This window comes from Halomonas sp. 3A7M, from assembly GCF_014897875.1.
GTDB lineage: Bacteria > Pseudomonadota > Gammaproteobacteria > Pseudomonadales > Halomonadaceae > Vreelandella.
Map to the genome: position 1 here is coordinate 39,429 of NZ_JABUZD010000074.1, position 18,218 is coordinate 57,646.

Genomic DNA, 18,218 nt, shown 5'->3' on the forward strand with positions numbered 1-18,218 from the left:
CCCCTTAGGCGTCGTTGACGGTATTCGCTGAGCATTGAGAGCGCTATACTCGTAGTTTATGTTATTGCACTGCGCTCAGCGCGGTGTCGTTGGGTGAACTACTTTTCATGAACAAGGAGCAAAGAATGTCCGATGTCAAAAAGGTTGTGCTGGCGTATTCAGGCGGCCTGGACACATCCGTTATCGTTAAGTGGTTGCAAGAGACCTACAACTGCGAGGTAGTGACCTTTACAGCCGACATCGGTCAAGGTGAAGAAGTCGAGCCCGCACGCACTAAGGCTCAAGCACTGGGTGTTAAAGAGATCTATATCGAAGATCTTCGCGAGGAATTTGTTCGCGATTATGTATTCCCAATGTTCCGAGCGAACACCATCTATGAAGGCGAGTATCTGCTCGGCACTTCTATCGCTCGTCCGTTGATTGCTAAGCGCTTGATTGAAATTGCTAATGAGACGGGCGCTGATGCCATTTCTCACGGTGCAACGGGTAAAGGGAACGATCAAGTTCGTTTTGAACTGGGTGGCTACGCACTCAAACCTGGCGTGAAGGTTATTGCTCCTTGGCGTTTATGGGATCTTACTTCGCGTGAGAAGTTGATGGCTTACTGCGAAGAGCACAAAATTCCCGTTGATTTTTCTAATAAAAAGAAAAAATCACCGTACTCCATGGATGCCAACCTGCTGCACATTTCTTATGAAGGCGGCATTTTGGAAGACCCATGGGCGGAAGCAGAAGAGGACATGTGGCGTTGGAGTGTTTCTCCTGAAGCTGCGCCTGAGCAGCCGACTTATGTAGAGCTGACGTTTGAGAATGGCGATATCGTCGCTATTGATGGCGAAGCGCTTAAGCCTCATGAAGTGCTTGAAAAGCTTAATAAACTAGGTGGCGATAATGGTATTGGCCGCCTGGATATCGTTGAAAACCGTTATGTTGGTATGAAGTCCCGTGGTTGCTATGAAACACCAGGGGGCACAATCATGCTGCGTGCTCACCGCGCTATCGAGTCGCTGACGCTTGACCGTGAAGAAGCGCACTTGAAAGATCAACTAATGCCTAAATACGCTGAAGTGATCTACAACGGTTATTGGTGGAGCCCCGAGCGTCGTATGCTACAAGCGGCGATCGACGAAACACAGAAAAACGTCGCGGGCGTTGTTCGCATGAAGCTCTATAAAGGCAATGCAACGGTTGTAGGGCGTAAGTCCGATCAGTCGTTGTTTGATGAGTCGATTGCAACGTTTGAAGATGATGCGGGCGCGTACGATCAAAAAGACGCAGAAGGCTTTATTAAGCTGAATGCATTGCGTCTACGGATTGCTGCCGGTAAAGGTCGTCAACAGAGCTAAGCATGCTAAGCGGCCAGACGACGTCTGGCCGCTTTTATTGCGAAGGAGTCCGAATGTTTAAAAAACTATTTTCTGGCCTGTTGGGTGGCGCGGGGGCTGGCGCCTCGGAAGGAGCCACCAAAGCGGCCGAGCCAGTTGAATATAAAGAGTATTTAATTGTGTCTCAGCCTGATAACCAAAGCGGACAATTTCGGGTTAGCGGTTGGATCCGTAAGTTGGATGGCGAGGGCGTTACTCACGAGCACCGCTTTGAACGCTCTGACATGCTGCCAGGTCGTGAAGCCTGTGATGCGATGATGGTCGCTAAAGCGCAGCGCTTTATTGATGAAGTGGGTGAGGAGATGTTTACGGCTGATCCTCGTAATGCTAGTGACACCTAGCAAGCTTTTCGTTTAGTTGAGGAGCGGAGTATGCACATGGTATACCGTGCTTCCCCTTGGCGCTCCTTGGTATGTCATCATGGCTCATTGGATATCTCGGCGCTAAGTGCTCCACTTCGCGATTTTTACACGCATACCTCTCTTTTTAATCCATCCTTATCTGACGCCTATGCCGCACAGCTCTCTTTTGTTGAGACATTGCTGCGTTATGACTTGCCTGCTTGGCGTATTAGCGAACTCATTAGTGACCACATCGCTTGGCTTTATCGTCAATCGATTGCAGCAGCGCTAGATGAAATGCAGGCACAAGGGTGGGGTAAGCCGCCAGTGGATTACTGCGTTGTTACGCTCGGCTCGGCGGCACGCTTTGAAAGCTTGCTTGGGCCTGACCAGGACAATGCGCTGATTATTGGCGACTATCCTGACGCTCGACACGTTGAAATTGATGGCTACTTTCAGGCGCTAGGCGAACGTTTTACACAACGCTTAGATGAAGCGGGCATTCCGCTTTGCCGTGGCCATGTCATGGCGCGTTGGCCAATGTGGCGCAAGCGCTTGAGCGAATGGCAGCAGCAATTTGCAATTTGGAGTGCGGATCGTCAGGTTAAGCGGGTGCAGCAAACCAATATATGGCTCGATTTTTATCCTGTGGCAGGGAACCCTGAGCTCGCACAAACGTTAGGCCAACGGGTGCGCTCAACTCTCTCAAGCGCGCCTTTGTTCATGAATGAAATGGCGGCGTTGTTAGATGAGTTGCCGGTGGCGCTTGACCGGTTTGGTCGCATTGCTTCACATCCTGGGCTAGCGGCTCCCTATGACCAAGCAATCGATCTTAAGCGACAAGGATTGATGCCTCTAATAAGCGCTGCCCGATTACTCTGTGTGCGCTACCAGCGACGTGAGATAGGCACACGTGAACGACTAACGGCACTTGCCCATTTCACACGTACGTTGACGAAGGAGCAATCGAACTTACTGCTAGCCGCTTTTAGCCGTATGCAGCACTTGCTTTTAGAGCAGCAACGCCACAATAAGTCTCACGGACAAACAGCCGACGGCTGGGTGGACCTGCGACGTCTTCGTGATGATGAGCGGCTACTGCTGAAATTTGATTTACAGCAAATCAAAGCGTTTGTTAACCAAGTAAAGCGCTTATAACGGCTATTCCCCCGTAAGCTGCGAAGAGTTACCTAGAGTTGACTCCTTAGGGGCTGCTGGCAGCTCTAGGGTTAAGCATGCGCCACCCAGCATTTTAGCGTCTTCCACCCATAGCCTTCCGCCCAGGTGAGCAATAATGCCTCGGCTGATAGGTAAGCCAAGGCCGCTACCTTTGGGGCGTCCGCGTGGTGTCTCGCCGCTTTGCTGTATTTGATGAAATTTCTCAAATACGCGCTCACGTTCGTCAGCGCTGATACCTGGGCCGTTATCTTCAACGCTTAAACGAAAATGATTACGGTGCCGATAAAGTGCCAGCCGCACTTGAGGCTGCTGGCGGTCAGCAAATTTACTGGCGTTATCGAGCAGGTTAATAATGACTTGCTCCAAGCGGTCTTGATCACCGACCACCATGGCGGGGTCAGCCGCTAAACTGATATCGAGGGTAATACCTCGATCTTCATGTAAGCGTGCAACCGCATCGATGCTCTGCCTCGCTAGGGCTGCTAGGTCGAGGGGAACAGGATGCAGCGTCAGGCGACCACTCTCTAAGCGCGCAAGGTCAAGAATTTCCTCGATTAAACGCGAAAGACGCTGACTCTCATGGACAATAACGCCCAGAAAATGTTGGCGTTTTTCATCGGGTAATTGATCACTATCGCGTAATATTTCGGCAAACGCGCGTATCGAGGTTAGCGGGGTTCGAAGCTCATGACTTACCATAGCGACAAACTCGTCCTTCAGGCGGTCAAGCTCGCGCAGCTGTTCATTGGCACTACGTAGCTCGTCACTTACAGCGACTAATTCTTGTGATTTTTGCTCTAGCCGACGGTTGTACTCCAGGGTTTGTGACGTGGTGTCTAAAATACTCAAAATCGACTCAAGATCCAGTGCTTCTCCACGCACCACTGAATTGATCAGTACGCGCGCTGATGCACTGCCAAGTGAACCTGCCAGCGCCTGCTCTGAACGGGTAATTAGATCGGCTGTTGCCGGTTCGTCTGAGCGGTAGTCGCTTTTATTAATGCTTTGGTTAAACACCCGATGGGTGACTTGGTTGCCAAGGTAGCGAATAAGTAATTCTTTTAAGGCGCCTTGAGTCGTCTGTCCTCTCCATAAAGAGGTCGTTTGCAAGTTAGGGTGTAAGGCGCCAGTGAAAAGGGCGGCTTGGGTTTGCTCAAGTGGCGTAGGGCGGCTAAAAAGTGACACGCCAATCAGTAAGCCAACATTTGCCAGCATACTCCACAGCAGTGCGTGGGAATAAATATCCCAATCTTCCAGGCCAAATAAGCGGTAAGGCATCAGCCATGAAATGCCCCATGGCCCCTGAGTTAGAAACGTTGCATCTAACCAACCGGATTGGGCAAAACCTGGTAGCAGTAACGTATAGCACCAGACTAAAAAGCCTGCGATTAAGCCAGCGGTGGCTCCTTGGCGAGTCGCGCCACGCCAGTAGAGGCCAATTAACAGGGCTGGGGCAAATTGTGCCACCCCAGCAAAGGAGACAAGCCCGATAGTGACAAGGCTGTAGGAGTCACCAATCAGCGCGTGGTATAGATAGCCAAGCAGCAGTATCAAAACGATGGCAATGCGGCGAATGCCCAACAACCAACCTGCCAACTCGCCGGACGTGCTCAGGTGAAGGCGTTGAGTTCTTAGCAGTAAGGGCATAATGAGCTGGTTACTCACCATGGTAGAAAGTGCAATCGTTTCAACAATCACCATGCCAGTAGCTGCTGAAAGACCGCCTATAAATACCAGCAAGGGTAATCCTTCAAGCCCTGCAGAAAGGGGCAGTGTCAGCACAAAACTATCGGAATCGCCCGCGCCAGTTCCTAACAGAAGGCCAGCAAAGGCGATAGGAATAACAAACAGGTTGATGAGCAACATATAAAGCGGAAATAACCAGCTCGCCCTGGCTAAATGCTGTTCATCGACGTTTTCGACAACCAACACTTGGAACTGACGAGGTAGGGTTAAAAAGGCCAGAAAGGCCAGTATTAGCATTCCGACCCAGCCAGTGGCACCGCCTGGTACGCTTTCCAACCCCATTTTTTCCGCTATTTCTGGCATCGTGGCGACGCTGGCGAATAGCGCGCCGGGGCCTTCATACAACACAAATACCACAAAAATACCGACGGCCATAAACGCAATTAGCTTCACCAGTGATTCCAAGGCAATAGCAGCAACCATGCCCTCATGTCGTTCACTGGCATCGAGATGGCGGGTGCCGAAAAGTATAATAAATACCGCAAGCACTAAGGCGACCCAAAGCGATTTGTCCAGCCAGAAACGCTCATCAACCAGGGTGGCATCCGCGGTATTGGGATAGTTCACCAGTACTGCATGGCTAACGGTGATCGCTTTTAACTGCAGCGCAATGTAGGGCGTTATACAAATGAGGGCCATTAATGCAACGAGTGCGCCTAAGCTGGTGCTTTTGCCATAACGAGCACTAATGAAATCAGCAATAGAAGTGATGCGCTGGCGGGATGCGATACGCACCATTTTGCGAATGACGACAGGGGCGAGAAGCATCGCCAGGGTTGGGCCAAGATAGATAAGCAGGAAACTGGGGCCGTGGTCTGCTGCGCGTCCCACGCTGCCATAGAACGTCCATGCGGTGCAGTAAACGGCAATCGACAGCGCATATACCGTGGGCGAGCCAATTAATGATCGACCCTGCTCGGCACGACGGTCCCCCCACGCGGCGACGACAAACAGTAGTGCCAAATAGCCAAATGCCGTTCCTAGAATCACTGCATCTGTACGCATGATCAGCGTCCTGAACGTTGTTCCATTAACCAGGCGGTGAGGCCAATTACCGCGCCCCAAGCAATAAACAGATAAAGCGGTAACCAGCTCATGCTCAAAGAGGTGAGCCGGTCAACCATGATAATCAGCGGGGGGCTGAAGAGCAGTATTGCTAGGGCGAATAAGGCTATTAAACGCTCGATTTGCCGTGAGCCTGGATGTTTCATGAGGCGCTGGCATCCTGGCGATCAAACGCGTTGGCCTGCAGCGCCAACAGCTGCTCTAACGTATCCACGCCACGTGCTTCAAGCCGGGGTAACAACGCTAGCCATAATTCAGCGGTTACACGGGCGTCACCAAGCGCCGTGTGGCGAGTGCCTGGTGGGAACGTCAGGTCGTAGCGTTGTGCCAACGTATCTAAATCATGCCCATCTAACGCTTCGTCTAATGCTCTTGAGATTAATAAGGTATCGATGACAGGCAAATCAAAGACAACCCCTTTGTTAGTAATGGCGAGCATATCAAACGCGGCATTATGCGCTAATAAAACCGCTTCACCGACGTAATCTCGGAAGCGCGTTAGGACAATATCAAGGGGCGGTGCACCGGCCACATCAGCATCTGTCAATCCGTGTATTGCTGTACTGGTAGGGGGGATTGGACGTTTCGGGTCGACTTTTTGATCAAAGACCTCGCTGGCCAATAGCCGCGCATTGACCACCCGACAAGCCCCCAGGCTAATCACCGTATCCCCTCGGCGTAGCTCAAGGCCGGTGGTTTCAGTATCAAACGCAACCACTTCTAGGCTACGTAATGTGCGGTTCGCCAACTCCTCATCGGGTGGCGGCAGGTCAGCGATGCCGAAATCATGGAACTCTGGTCGCGGAGGTGCGGTTTCTCGAGGCGCCCCAACGCGCTCCATGGCTGGTAGCGGCAGGCGCAGGCGCGCATGAATAGCATCATCGTCAGCAAGGCTCCAAATATCGCTCGCATGCTGGCGCAGTACGTCAGACACCAGCGGATTAAGCGGTAGCGATGGCAGGGGCTGGCGACGCCATTTCGCTAGCTCATGCTCTGGCAAGGGGCTGCCTTGCCAAATTAAGTCCAAATAAACCCGCTTGTTGCCAAGGCATATCTCACCTTCAAAATGGCTAACCGGCAGGTGAGAGTTAAGATGCTTGACTAAGGAATCAAACAGAACAATCAGTGCCGGTGCGTCGCCTTTAAACCAGGCAGGCATGCCGACGGGGGTGATGAGTCGATGCGCTGGGTCTAAGCGTTCATCCAGGGCTTGCCAGAAGTCATTCGACCACATGGGAGTCAAGCGCTCACCTTGATGTTGCAAATCATCCAATAACTGGCCGATTTGACCAACATTATTACCTAGGGTGGCGCCTTCCTCTTGGATTACCTGCTCGAACCGCTGACGTAACGCTGGGTTCTCGGTGCCGTTATGGCGCAGTTGTATCAGTGCATCCGCTGCACTGGTCAGGCTTGCCGTGTGCTGGCGTAGGAGAGGGAGCTTGGTGGCGAGTTCTGCTCTAACACCCATTTCATTTGACCAGGAAGCGGTTGCATCGCTAAACGTTAGTAGTGTTTCTCCATCACTGCCAGGAACTCGACGTAGCACGACCTTTAACCAGCGGTTATCACAGGGGGCAAGCAGTTCGCGGGGCGAACCATCCGCAGGAAGTTGGCTAAGCGCTTGTTGTAGGCTGGCAACGGGGAGTAGCGCTTCTAAGCGTTTTCCCAAGCCCAACGCCGTATTATCGACAAAGAAATCTTCTGCGGCCTGGTTGAATAGCATCAAACGGCGGTGGTGGTCACATAGCAATAAAGGGGTTTCGAGTACTTGCAGCAGCGTTTCTAATTCGCGACGTATTTTTGCGGCGCTACGTGCGCCGTCGGCATGCGCCGTAGCTAATTGATTGCGGTCAATGCGCCAACTCTCGCGCACTCTGCGTAGGTCAGGGCCAAGCCCTTTCAGCCAGCCTTCTGGTGGGTGTTCATCACGAGCATCTGGGTTTGCCACTAATCTGGCCAGTTGAACCTGCAAATGGCGTAGAGGGGTGAAAAGCATGCGTTCTAGTAGCAGGCCAACTAAAAATATCGTCGCACCGCCGGAAAAACTGCCCAACCAGAGCGCTACACGGGTAGGGCCAGTAGGCGAAAGCTGAGCATCCAGCCACGCAGCAAAAATAGCGCCTCCCAGCAAGCTGATACCACTTAGCAGCAGCCATAGGCCAATGAGTCGCTGACGTTTAGGGAGCCCGTCGCGGGTCATTGTGGGTTGCCATTGAGCAGTGATTTAACTTTTTCAATTAGCGACTGGGTCGAAAACGGTTTGGTGATGTAGTCATCAGCCCCTAGCGCTAAGCCTTTCTCACGTTCGATATCTCGCCCATGGGCGGTCAGCATAATGACCGGCAGTTGGGCCGTCGCTTCTGAACGGCGAAGGTGCTCAAGTACATCAAAACCGCTGATTCCGGGCAGGCTGATATCAAGCAGTAGCAGGTCGGGGGCGGAATCGTTGATACGTTCGAGTGCGGCTTCTCCGTCGTAGGCGGTGACAACTTGAAAGCCTGCCTGCTCCATTAAAAATTCCAGAGACAGTACAATATTGGGCTCGTCGTCGACCACGAGTACTTTGGCCATGATGCCCTCCCTAAAGGGGTCGTTGTTAGGTGTTTGATTAGAGTGTATGTAGCGCGGCAGGTTAGGCCAAGACGACCTTGGCCGAATGCTCGTAACGTCTCTCATTAAGCGGCTACTTTTTACGTTGTTTAATGGGCTTTTTATTAAGGTATTTATGCGCGTTTTATTATTGTCTGCTTATGAGGCTGTTAGTCACCGCTATTGGGCACACAGTCTGATGGCCGAAGTAAACGATGTCTCTTGGACGTTGCTTAGCTTGCCGCCACGCCACTTTTCGTGGCGAATCCGCGGTAACCCATTGAGTTGGTGGTTAAAAGAGTACGAGACGCTGAGTGAATCCTATGAGGTTGTGTTAGCCACTTCGATGGTCGATATTGCCACGCTCGTTGGCTTATTCCCTCATTTAGGGCGAGCCAGAAAGATTGTTTACTTTCATGAAAACCAGTTTGCCTACCCAGAGTCTAGCGATCAAATCTCCCAGGTAGAGGCCAAAATGGTCAATTTATACGCGGCGTTGGCGGCGGATACGTTGGTGTTTAATACCGCTTACAACCGCGACTCTTTTTTCGACGGTGCGCGGCGGTTGTTAAAAAAGATGCCTGAAAACCTGCCAGCAGCTAAGCCATTAGAGCGCTTACGCCAACAGTCAAAAGTGTTGCCTGTGCCAATAATGCCGCTAGCGGCTTCTCCCCAGACAAACGCACACCCACAGCGGATTATTTGGAATCATCGCTGGGAGTACGATAAAAATCCCGAAGACTTTTTTACAGTGCTGTTCAAGCTGAGTGAGCAGCAGGTTCCTTTTGAACTAGCGGTGCTTGGACAGCGCTTTCGGGAGGTACCTGCCATTTTTGATGAGGCAGAAGAACGTTTGGCGGCGCATACGATTTGCTGGGGGCCACAGCCAGAAGCGGAGTACCGAGCGTTGCTAGCAGGCGGTGGTATTGTGGTCTCGACCACGTGGCACGAGTTCCAAGGATTAGCCATTATGGAAGCTGCCCAGCGCGGCGCAGTTCCTCTAGTACCCGACAGGCTGTGTTTCCCCGAATTATACCCTAACGACTATCGCTTTGATGGCACGCAAGAGGGGCTTTACCAACGACTGCACGCTTGGTTAACCGACCCCGCTAGCCAACCAACACTGTTGAATACCCAGCAGTGGCAGTGGCCTGAATGGCGTCGGGCTTACCGTGCGCTTTTGATGGAGCACTGATCACTGCATTGTTGGTCGAGCCCCTGCCTTACTCACGTTAACAACCAGTGGGCTTAAGCAAGTTCGGTTTTGTCTTGATAGTCGCACAGGTCTTCAATAATGCAGCTGCCGCAGCGTGGTTTGCGGGCAATGCAGGTATAGCGCCCATGAAGAATCAGCCAGTGGTGGGCGTCCTGTTTAAATGCCTTAGGAACATGGCGTAGTAGCTTTTGCTCAACCTCAACGACATCTTTGCCTTTGGCGATGCCCGTGCGGTTAGAAACTCGAAAAATGTGTGTGTCTACGGCGATGGTAGGCTGGCCAAACGCGGTGTTTAAAATCACATTGGCGGTTTTTCTGCCTACCCCCGGTAAGGCTTCCAGCGCTTTGCGTGTTTCAGGGACCTCGCCACCATGTTGGTTGATCAGCAAGTGACAGGTTTTCATCAGGTTTTCGGCTTTAGTGTTAAACAGCCCAATGGTTTTAATGTAACTTTTTAGCCCATCGATACCCAGGTCAATGATCCCTTGGGGCGTATTGGCCACAGGGAAAAGCTTATCAGTGGCCTTGTTAACACCAACGTCCGTGGCTTGAGCAGATAGCAGCACCGCGGCTAGCAGTTCAAAGGGCGTGCTCCAGTTTAGCTCAGTCGTGGGGTGGGGATTCTCCGCCTGTAGGCGAGCAAAAATTTCATGACGCTTTTGGGCATTCATCGGGTGCTCTCTTGGTTATTTGATAGTGCCAGTAACGCGTACGCGACGTTCGGTTCGGGAGACGGCTTGAACAGGTTGCGCGCGAGCGCTACGGCGTTGATCAATTACATTCTTTAGCGCAATCAACAGCCCCGCAACGAAAAAAGCCCCGGGTGGCAGTACGAAAAACAAAAATTGATAATCATCGACGAAGGTGAGTTGCCAGTTGCTGGCAATAGGCCCAAATAGTAGTTCCATATCGCTAAACAGCGTGCCTTGCCCAAGCAACTCGCGTAGTGCCCCGAGCAGAATCAATACGCCACCGAACCCCAGCCCCATCATAAAGCCATCAATGGCAGCCGGAATAACTGGCTGGCGGGAAGCGAACGCATCTGCACGCCCTAAAATGGCGCAGTTAGTAACAATCAGCGGAATAAAAATTCCCAATACTTGGTAAAGCGAATAGGCAAATGCAGCCATTAAAAGCTCTGCACAGGTAACAAAGGCGGCAATCACCATGACAAAGGCGGGCAGTCTTACTGCGCTGGGAACCTGGTGGCGAATCAGTGAAATAGTCGTGCTAGCACCCACCATGACAAGCAGGGTAGCGAATGCCAATCCCAGTGCATTGACAACGCTACCACTAACAGCCAGTAAGGGGCATAGCCCCAATAACTGAACGAGAGCAGGGTTATTCGACCATAGGCCGTTTCGGGCTAGTTCGCGCCACTGACTCATTGGCTGGACTCTTCGAAGGTAATAGGGAGTTCTGTTTCGGTGGCGTTTTCGGCGACATGTTCGGTGGCATGTTCGGCGACATAGCTCAGTGCACTATGGACGGCGTTGACGACTGCGCGTGGCGTAATGGTGGCGCCAGTAAAAGCGTCAAAGTGGCCGCCATCTTTACGCACGGCCCATCCACCCGGTGGCAGGCTGTTTAAACTCAAGCCATTAAACTCGGTTATCCAGTCACTTCGCTGGCGCTCAATATCATCGCCAAGCCCAGGCGTTTCTTGGTGTTGGGTAACGCGCACACCGGTAATGCGTTGTTGCTGGTCAATGCCCACCAGTAGCCGAATTTCGCCATTGTAACCTTGGCGAGTAACGACCGGCAGGATGACGACCCGCTGATGATCGCGCTGGGCGTACCATCCCTGTTGAGGTTCGCGGTGCCCCAGTTGTTCCGGGTTAGGGAGCTCGAATACGCCATCTAAAACCGTTTGAACCGCTATATCTGTTAATGCGGCAGGCAGTACATCCTGCAGTTGGCGGTGTTGATAGGCTAGCTGATGATCAGCGATACGCTCGGCAGTCACCGCCCGGGTTAACGCAACGCTGCCAGCAGTGACCAGTGAGAACACTCCTAAGGCGAAAGCGCCGCGTAGCATGGCTTGGCGGGGCGTCATGGTGAGTCACCGTGCTTTGCATGCTGCTGTGCTTTAGGCTGGCCCGTAGGGCGTGGCACGGTATAGATATCCAATAGCGGTACACATAAGTTCATCAGTAAAACGGCAAATGCTACTGCATCGGGGTAGCCGCCAAATGTGCGAATAATCATGACCAAGGCGCCAATTCCCGCGCCAAAAAACAGTTTTCCTCGGCGGCTGGTTGCCGCTGAAACGGGATCAGTGGCAATGAAAAAGGCCCCAAACATTGTGGCACCCGTGGTGAGGTGAAACAGTGGTGACGCAAAGTGGCTTGGGTCGCTGGCATAAAAAAACGTGGCAAGCACTGCCATGCTTACAAGCATCGAGACAGGGATATGCCAGCTGATAATCCGTTTGGCAATTAATAGCAGTCCACCTGCTAACCAGGCTAGCGCGACGTTGCGCCAAGCGTTCAATGTTCCTTCAGGTAAAGGCTGACTAGCCCAAAACTCGCTGGCCAGTACCGCTTCACCTTTATGTTTAAAGGCATCTAGCGGCGTAGCACCACTTAGCGCATCAAGTGTGGAGGCCGGTAAGGTACCGCTTATCTGGGCCCATAGGTTTTCAGAGATTAGTGGCTGCGGCGGCGACCATAACGTCATGTAAGTGGGAAACGATACGAGTAATAGTGCGTAGCCCACCATGGCGGGATTGAAAGGATTCTGGCCTAGGCCGCCATACAGTTGTTTAGCAACTACGATGGCCGCAATAACGCCTATCCCAATGAGCCACCAGGGGCTAGCAGGTGGTAGCGATGCACCTAACAGTACGCCGGTTAATACTGCACTTGAATCTCTAAGCGCAGGCTGTAACAGGCGCTGGCGAAGTTTTAACACCAGCGCTTCGGCGCCGAGTGCAAACAGGGCGGCTAAAAGCACATTACTAATAACGCCCAGGCCGAAGTAAAACGTCATTACGGCAAGACCCGGTGCGGTGGCGACGATCACCCATCGCATCAGATGGGCGGTGGGTGGCATCGTATTTAATGATTCAGTGGTTCGCTGCGAGGCGTGCATCATGCTCATGGCGATTCCTGTTGTGCCATCGTGGCGCGAGCTTCAGCCAGCCGGGTATCAGCTGCCTTAAGGTTTTCTTGGGCGGTGGCCAGTTGGGTTTCTAAATCATCGTGGCGCTGAGTTGGGTCTTCTGCTGCAGCCCTTGCGAGGGTTTTTTCAGCTTTTCTGACTGCCGCTTTAGCGGCTGTTTGAGCAATGCGCAAGCTGCGTAAATCCACCACTGGCGCTGCACTGTCGGTTGCCTTTGAGCTATCTGACGTCTGACGACTTTGTGCCTGCCTTGCTTGGCGACGAGCTTGCTTCTCGGCATTCTCGCGTGCCAGTCGAGCCTGACGAAATTCAAATCGATGTTTAGCGTGCTCGGCTTTGGCGGACTCAATGCGCTTATCGCGAATACGCTGCTTTGCCGAACGATAGTCTTGTACTAATGGGATATAACTAGGGCAAACATAACTGCAGGCGCCGCACTCAATACAATCAAATAAGTGAAGTTTTTCCAATGTAGCGTCGTTCTCTGCACGGGCATACCAATGCAGCTGTTGCGGAAGAAGCTGAACAGGGCAAACACTTTCACAGGCACCACAGCGAATGCAGGGAGACTCACTGGGGGCTGGAGGAAGTTCTTCACGGGTGGCTGCAATCAAGCAGTTTGTCGTTTTGGTCACCGGGACATCAAGTGTTGAGAGTGGTAAGCCCATCATCGGGCCGCCCACAATGACTTGATGTAGCTGCTGGTTTAATCCTACCTGCTGAAGCAGCGTTTCAACAGGTGTGCCAAGACGCACCCAGTAGTTGCCTGGTGTGCTGATGGCATCTCCCGTCAAGGTGACAATTCGCTCGACCAAAGGTTTGCCATCACGTACGGCGTATAGCGCTGCCAGCAGTGTGCCGGGGTTGTGGCAGAGAACACCGACATCGGCAGGAAGGCCACCACTGGGAACATCGAGGTTGAGCAGTTTCTTGATCAATTGGCGCTCACCACCGCTGGGATAGCGGGTCTCGATGACTTTCATCGTTATGCTCACTGGATGCTGGCAGTCAGACTGTTGAAAGTGAGCGAGCGCCTCCTTTAATGCATGGATCGCTTCGGGCTTATTATCTTCAATTCCCACCACAACCTGATGGGCACCGCAGAGCCTAGCGACCATTTGCGCGCCTTCCAGTATCTCGGTTGGATAGTGGCGAAGAGCCAAGTCGTCTGCGGTGATATACGGCTCGCATTCGGCGGCGTTGATGACGAGCGTATCAATGCGCTGATGATCCGCTATTTGGGCTTTGATATAAGCGGGAAAACCGGCACCACCAAGGCCTACTAGCCCGCAGCTATCTAGTCTATCAATGATCGCTTGGTGGTCTTCGCTACGCCAGTCAAGCGAGGGCAGCAGTTGCCAGCGGTCTAAGCCATCGGCGTCGATGGTGATGGCGGTATCACTAATCTGAGTCACTGTCCCGCTAATACTGGCGTGCAGGTTGGCTGATACCATGCCATCTCGCTGGGCAATCAGGCTACCCACCTGAACCGCATCATCGATAGCAACACAGGGGATCGCGGGATTACCTGAATGCTGTTTCAGCGGAAGTGTTACCCGGGCAGGCAGCGTCGCGTTGCGAAGCGGCGATTGGTTCGAGCGATCTTTTCGTTCGGGCGGAGTAATGCCACCTGGGAATTCATAGGCCGGCATGCTGGCTCCTGGTTAGCTGGCGATCGCTGGCGATTAAAGGTGCTATGGTGACGACAGGCTGCCATTGGTTGAGAGGCTTGCTTCTGGGCAACATATCAATACAGTCTACGGGGCAGGGTGCAACGCACAAATCGCAGCCGGTGCATTCATCTTCTATCACCGTATGCATTTGCTTTGCAGCGCCAATAATGGCATCCACCGGACATGCTTGAATGCACTTAGTGCAGCCAATGCACTCGGCTTCACGAATAAATGCGACGGTATCTTCGGTGGCTGCTTCGCCATCCAGTGGCACAGGCTCTCGGCCTAATAAGTCTGCTAATGCGTGAATAGTCGCTTCGCCGCCAGGCGGGCACTTATTCAAAGCATCGCCCTGATTGATGGCTTCGGCATACGGCCGACAGCCTGGGTAGCCGCACTGGCCACATTGGGTTTGCGGTAACAGTGCATCAATCTGCTCTACCAGCGGGTTCTCTTCGCCCTTGAAACGCACACTGGCCATTCCCAGCAGCGCTCCAAACGTGATGCCTATTCCGGTCAACACACCCACTGCACTGAGAATGCCCCACCAAGAAAATATGTCTCCCATGGCGGTTACCCCTGCGCTAAACCTGAAAAGCCGAGAAAGGCTAGTGACATAAGACTGGCGGTGACCATTGCAATGGCAGCGCCTCTAAACGGGGTTGGTATATCAGCATTGGCCAATCGCTCGCGCATCGCGGCGAACAGCACCAAAATCATCGAAAAACCTAGCGCAGCACCCAGGCCATAGAGAGTCGTATGAAAGAAACTCAGCTCACGGTTAAGCGATAACAGGGCAACACCAAGTACCGCACAATTAGTCGTAATCAGCGGTAGAAAGATCCCCAGCACTTGATGCAATAGGGGGCTGAGTTGACGCACCATGATTTCGGTAAATTGCACGACGGCGGCAATAACAACGATAAAGCTGATAGTGCGAAGATAAGTAACGTCCAAGGGTACAAGTAAGCCATGATAGACCGCATAACTAGCGGCAGATGCTAGTGTCAGCACGAACGTCGTCGCTAGCGACATACCCATCGCGGATTCCAGCTTATTGGAAACCCCCATAAACGGGCAGAGCCCTAAAAACTGTACCAATACGAAGTTGTTGACCAGCGCAGTGCTGACCAAAATCAAGAAGAGTTCATTCATAGCGGCGTATTGTGCGCAGAAAAATCGTTGCTGGCTAGTGGGAGAAGCGCTATGGCTCACTATTGACCAGAAATAAGTACTTAGTCAGCAGAACTTGCTACCGCTCTCCTGTTGCCCATCTTCGAAAATGACGGCTGGGGCAAGCTCAGGCATTGGTCATGAGACCGTTTTAATCCTGTCATCAAAGCTACATCATCTCTGCATACCCTCATCCAAATTAAAATCAGCTAGGGAGGGGGAACACATGTCGACTTCAGGAGTTGTCTTACCGACGCAGGGGGAGCGCCCAGGGACGTCGCAATGGCTATCATGGTTAATTGTCATTGGACTGGTTTATTTGTTGTTAGCTGCGGTGGGGGCTATCGGAGACGGTTTTAAGGCTGCTACCGCAAGCAATGCTAAGGAGCTATTTTCATTTGCTACTAATCCAATGATTGGGTTAGTTATCGGAGTTGTCGCAACTGCGCTAATTCAGAGCTCAAGCACGGTGACAGCCATCATTGTGGGGATGGTGGCGGGTGGTTTGCCAGTCAGTATTGCGATTCCGCTCATCATGGGCGCCAATATTGGTACTTCGCTGACCAGCACTATCGTTAGTTTAGGTCATGTGCGTAGTGGTGAGGAATTTCGCCGCGCCTTCTCTGCGGCGACGGTGCACGATGCGTTCAATATCGTTGCCGTGGCTATACTGCTTCCGTTAGAAATGATGTTTGGTTTTTTAGAAAAAACCTCTGCCTTGCTGGCGGGCTTTTTTGTTAGCGATGCCAGCGTCGACATGAAAAGCGTCAATTTCATGAAAATGGCGATTTCACCGGCGACCGACTTGCTGAGCGCCTCGGTATCGTGGCTGCCGAATCCGATCTGGATGGGCGTTGCTATGATTGTTATTGGGGTGGCACTCATCCTCTTTGTGGTAACGGCGATTGGTAAAGTATTGCGCAAGGTAATGGTGGGTAAGGCGCGTGACATCATGCATGCAAGCGTGGGGAGAGGGCCTGTCTCTGGTATGTGTTCGGGGGCAATCATTACGCTGTTGGTGCAGTCGTCCTCTACCACCACAGCATTGATTGTGCCACTTGCTGGCACTGGCGTGTTTAATCTCAGGCAGGTCTATCCGTTCACATTAGGTACCAATGTGGGGACTTGTATCACTGCGTTGCTCGCTGCAACGGCGATAAGTGGCCCAACGGCGGTACTGGCTATGCAGATTGCCTTGGTGCATCTGATGTTTAACCTAGTGGGGATACTGGTCATATACGGCCTACCTTTCTTACGTGGTATTCCGCCTAGCATTGCCACTGGCCTTGCGGAGCTGGCACAGAAAAACAAACTCTATGTGGTGGCTTATATTTTAGGTGTTTTCTTTGTGCTGCCATTGCTCCTGATCGGGGCGAGCCAGTTGTTTTGATCTAAGGGGATGGAATTGGTATGAGTTCACAACGCAGAATTGAGACAGAAGCACGTATTCGCGAACTACGTGAATCGATTGATGAGCTGGAAGCGCAGTTGGCTGAGGCGTCCACCCAGGAGCGGGAAGAGCATGAGCAGCATGAGCTGATCGACCAGCTTGATCATTATATTGATGCTGTAGATACCAAAGTGAGTGGTCTTAAAACCTTCTGGCAAGCTCTCAAGAAAGAGCTGGGGGGAGGCAATGACTAATGCTACACGCGGATATTCCTACTCCTTGATGGCGTCAGGCCTGCTGTTGGGCCTTTTGCTTCAAGGTTACAGCGAGGATAGCAACTCAATGCAGGCAGCCGCCTCTGGTGATTTAACTGCCAGCGGTTCCAGCACCGTTTATCCATTGACGCGAGAAGCAGCACGTCGTTACGAGCGTGCTAATCCTGATGCCAATATTGCCGTCGAGTTCACTGGAACAACGGCTGGTTTTGAGAAGTTTTGTGCAGGCGAGACTGATATTAATAATGCATCGCGGCCAATAGACGAAAGCGAACGGGCTGTGTGCGCATCTAACGATGTAGCGTATGTGGAAGTGCCTATTGCGATGGATGCGATTTCGATCGTGGTGCATCCATCCAACCGCTGGGCAAATGATATTACTGTCGACGAACTTCACAGGCTTTGGTCTCCGGCGTCAGAAGGCGAGGTCATGACATGGCGTGATGTGCGCGCAAGTTGGCCAGATGAGCCCATTGAGCTGTTTGGTCGAGGACAGGACTCGGGAACTTATGACTACTTCACAACGGCCATTGTAGGCGCGACCCGTAGTAGCCGGATGGACTACGTTGCCAGCGAAGATGAGGAGTTTCTAGCTGCGCAAATTGCCGCTGAACCAGGTGCTTTGGGTTTTTTTGGTATCGGCGGATATCACCGTCACTGGAATGAGCTGAAACTTCTTGCGGTGGCCAATAGTGATCAACCCGTATTTCCGACGCTGGAAACCGTCAAGCGTGGTCAATATACCCCCTTATCTCGTCCGCTTTATCTTTACCTGAATAGACAAAGTGTCGAGGAAAAACCGGAGCTTCACCGTTTCGCGATGGCCTATGTCGAAGACATTCGTGACTGGATTCATTTTACCGGCTACCTTCCGCTTGAAGAACAGGAGTATGCCGACACCCTTGACGCGCTTCGCCAGCTTGAAAGTCAGTGAGGGAGTAACAAGCTAGCCGCATATTAGTTGTTTTCTGGGTAGCTCATTGTCGCTAAGAGATGGGCAAAAAAAAAGGGGCTAAGGCTGTAGCAGGCCTTGCCCCTTATTAGTTACTTATTAATGTAT

18 protein-coding genes are annotated in these 18,218 nt (G+C 52.2%); 7 read left to right on the plus strand and 11 right to left on the minus strand.

Going from position 1 to position 18,218, the window contains the following annotated elements; translation table 11 throughout:
* The first annotated feature begins 125 nt into the window (after positions 1-125).
* The 3 genes from INT19_RS06580 to INT19_RS06590 are packed head-to-tail and all read left to right on the plus strand — an operon-like array spanning position 126 to position 2,884.
* A complete protein-coding gene (locus INT19_RS06580) occupies positions 126-1,346 on the plus strand; it encodes an argininosuccinate synthase (protein WP_193060181.1) in 1,221 nt (406 codons plus the stop codon).
* 53 nt (positions 1,347-1,399) lie between these two features.
* Complete coding sequence (locus INT19_RS06585; RefSeq protein WP_089038465.1) at positions 1,400-1,726, plus strand: HlyU family transcriptional regulator; 327 nt, start codon at positions 1,400-1,402, stop codon at positions 1,724-1,726.
* A gap of 30 nt (positions 1,727-1,756) precedes the next feature.
* On the plus strand, positions 1,757-2,884 hold the full coding sequence (locus tag INT19_RS06590) for a DUF294 nucleotidyltransferase-like domain-containing protein (RefSeq protein WP_193060182.1): 1,128 nt from the start codon (positions 1,757-1,759) through the stop codon (positions 2,882-2,884).
* Between the two features lie 3 nt (positions 2,885-2,887).
* Here the strand turns inward: INT19_RS06590 and INT19_RS06595 are convergent, their stop codons facing one another.
* The 4 genes from INT19_RS06595 to INT19_RS06610 are packed head-to-tail and all read right to left on the minus strand — an operon-like array spanning position 2,888 to position 8,290.
* Positions 2,888-5,656 carry an ATP-binding protein gene (locus INT19_RS06595; protein ID WP_193060183.1) on the minus strand — a complete coding sequence of 923 codons (2,769 nt, stop codon included), beginning with the start codon at positions 5,654-5,656 and terminating at the stop codon, positions 2,888-2,890.
* A gap of 2 nt (positions 5,657-5,658) precedes the next feature.
* A complete protein-coding gene (locus INT19_RS06600) occupies positions 5,659-5,862 on the minus strand; it encodes a hypothetical protein (RefSeq protein ID WP_089038462.1) in 204 nt (67 codons plus the stop codon).
* A complete protein-coding gene (locus tag INT19_RS06605) occupies positions 5,859-7,919 on the minus strand; it encodes a 3'-5' exonuclease (protein WP_193060184.1) in 2,061 nt (686 codons plus the stop codon). Before INT19_RS06605 ends, INT19_RS06600 begins: the two co-directional genes overlap by 4 nt.
* The gene (locus INT19_RS06610) at positions 7,916-8,290 is read right to left on the minus strand and encodes a response regulator transcription factor (protein ID WP_038484719.1); all 375 of its coding nucleotides are present in this window, start codon (positions 8,288-8,290) and stop codon (positions 7,916-7,918) included. The genes INT19_RS06605 and INT19_RS06610 overlap by 4 nt, the downstream gene beginning before the upstream one ends.
* Positions 8,291-8,444: 154 nt before the next feature.
* On the opposite strand from INT19_RS06610, the gene INT19_RS06615 reads away from it, so the two are divergent.
* Positions 8,445-9,503: a tRNA-queuosine alpha-mannosyltransferase domain-containing protein gene (locus INT19_RS06615; RefSeq protein ID WP_193060185.1), complete on the plus strand. Its 1,059-nt coding sequence runs from the start codon at positions 8,445-8,447 to the stop codon at positions 9,501-9,503.
* A gap of 53 nt (positions 9,504-9,556) precedes the next feature.
* Here INT19_RS06615 and nth read toward each other — a convergent pair whose 3' ends face one another.
* From nth to rsxA, 7 genes are read right to left on the minus strand one after another with little or no spacing between them, the layout of a single operon-like run.
* Positions 9,557-10,195 carry an endonuclease III gene (nth, locus tag INT19_RS06620; protein WP_172420925.1) on the minus strand — a complete coding sequence of 213 codons (639 nt, stop codon included), beginning with the start codon at positions 10,193-10,195 and terminating at the stop codon, positions 9,557-9,559.
* Between the two features lie 15 nt (positions 10,196-10,210).
* Positions 10,211-10,912, minus strand: a complete 702-nt coding sequence (locus tag INT19_RS06625; protein ID WP_193060186.1) for an electron transport complex subunit E — start codon at positions 10,910-10,912, stop codon at positions 10,211-10,213.
* Positions 10,909-11,580: an electron transport complex subunit RsxG gene (gene rsxG / locus INT19_RS06630; protein ID WP_193060187.1), complete on the minus strand. Its 672-nt coding sequence runs from the start codon at positions 11,578-11,580 to the stop codon at positions 10,909-10,911. The genes INT19_RS06625 and rsxG overlap by 4 nt, the downstream gene beginning before the upstream one ends.
* The gene (locus tag INT19_RS06635; protein ID WP_193060188.1) at positions 11,577-12,626 is read right to left on the minus strand and encodes an RnfABCDGE type electron transport complex subunit D; all 1,050 of its coding nucleotides are present in this window, start codon (positions 12,624-12,626) and stop codon (positions 11,577-11,579) included. Before INT19_RS06635 ends, rsxG begins: the two co-directional genes overlap by 4 nt.
* The gene (gene rsxC / locus INT19_RS06640) at positions 12,623-14,299 is read right to left on the minus strand and encodes an electron transport complex subunit RsxC (protein WP_193060189.1); all 1,677 of its coding nucleotides are present in this window, start codon (positions 14,297-14,299) and stop codon (positions 12,623-12,625) included. Before rsxC ends, INT19_RS06635 begins: the two co-directional genes overlap by 4 nt.
* The gene (gene rsxB, locus INT19_RS06645; RefSeq protein ID WP_095603302.1) at positions 14,286-14,888 is read right to left on the minus strand and encodes an electron transport complex subunit RsxB; all 603 of its coding nucleotides are present in this window, start codon (positions 14,886-14,888) and stop codon (positions 14,286-14,288) included. Before rsxB ends, rsxC begins: the two co-directional genes overlap by 14 nt.
* 5 nt (positions 14,889-14,893) lie before the next feature.
* Positions 14,894-15,475, minus strand: coding sequence for an electron transport complex subunit RsxA (gene rsxA, locus INT19_RS06650; protein ID WP_193060190.1), 582 nt, complete (start codon positions 15,473-15,475; stop codon positions 14,894-14,896).
* Positions 15,476-15,719: 244 nt separating this feature from the next.
* Between rsxA and INT19_RS06655 the strand changes: the two genes are divergently transcribed.
* Genes INT19_RS06655 through INT19_RS06665 form a run of 3 tightly spaced genes read left to right on the plus strand, consistent with a single transcriptional unit; the run spans position 15,720 to position 18,092 of the window.
* On the plus strand, positions 15,720-16,883 hold the full coding sequence (locus tag INT19_RS06655; protein WP_089038452.1) for a Na/Pi symporter: 1,164 nt from the start codon (positions 15,720-15,722) through the stop codon (positions 16,881-16,883).
* Positions 16,884-16,903: 20 nt separating this feature from the next.
* On the plus strand, positions 16,904-17,137 hold the full coding sequence (locus tag INT19_RS06660) for a hypothetical protein (protein ID WP_193060191.1): 234 nt from the start codon (positions 16,904-16,906) through the stop codon (positions 17,135-17,137).
* Entirely contained in the window at positions 17,130-18,092 is a 963-nt protein-coding gene (locus INT19_RS06665; RefSeq protein ID WP_226912643.1) for a PstS family phosphate ABC transporter substrate-binding protein, read from the plus strand. Before INT19_RS06660 ends, INT19_RS06665 begins: the two co-directional genes overlap by 8 nt.
* Positions 18,093-18,218 lie beyond the last annotated feature (126 nt).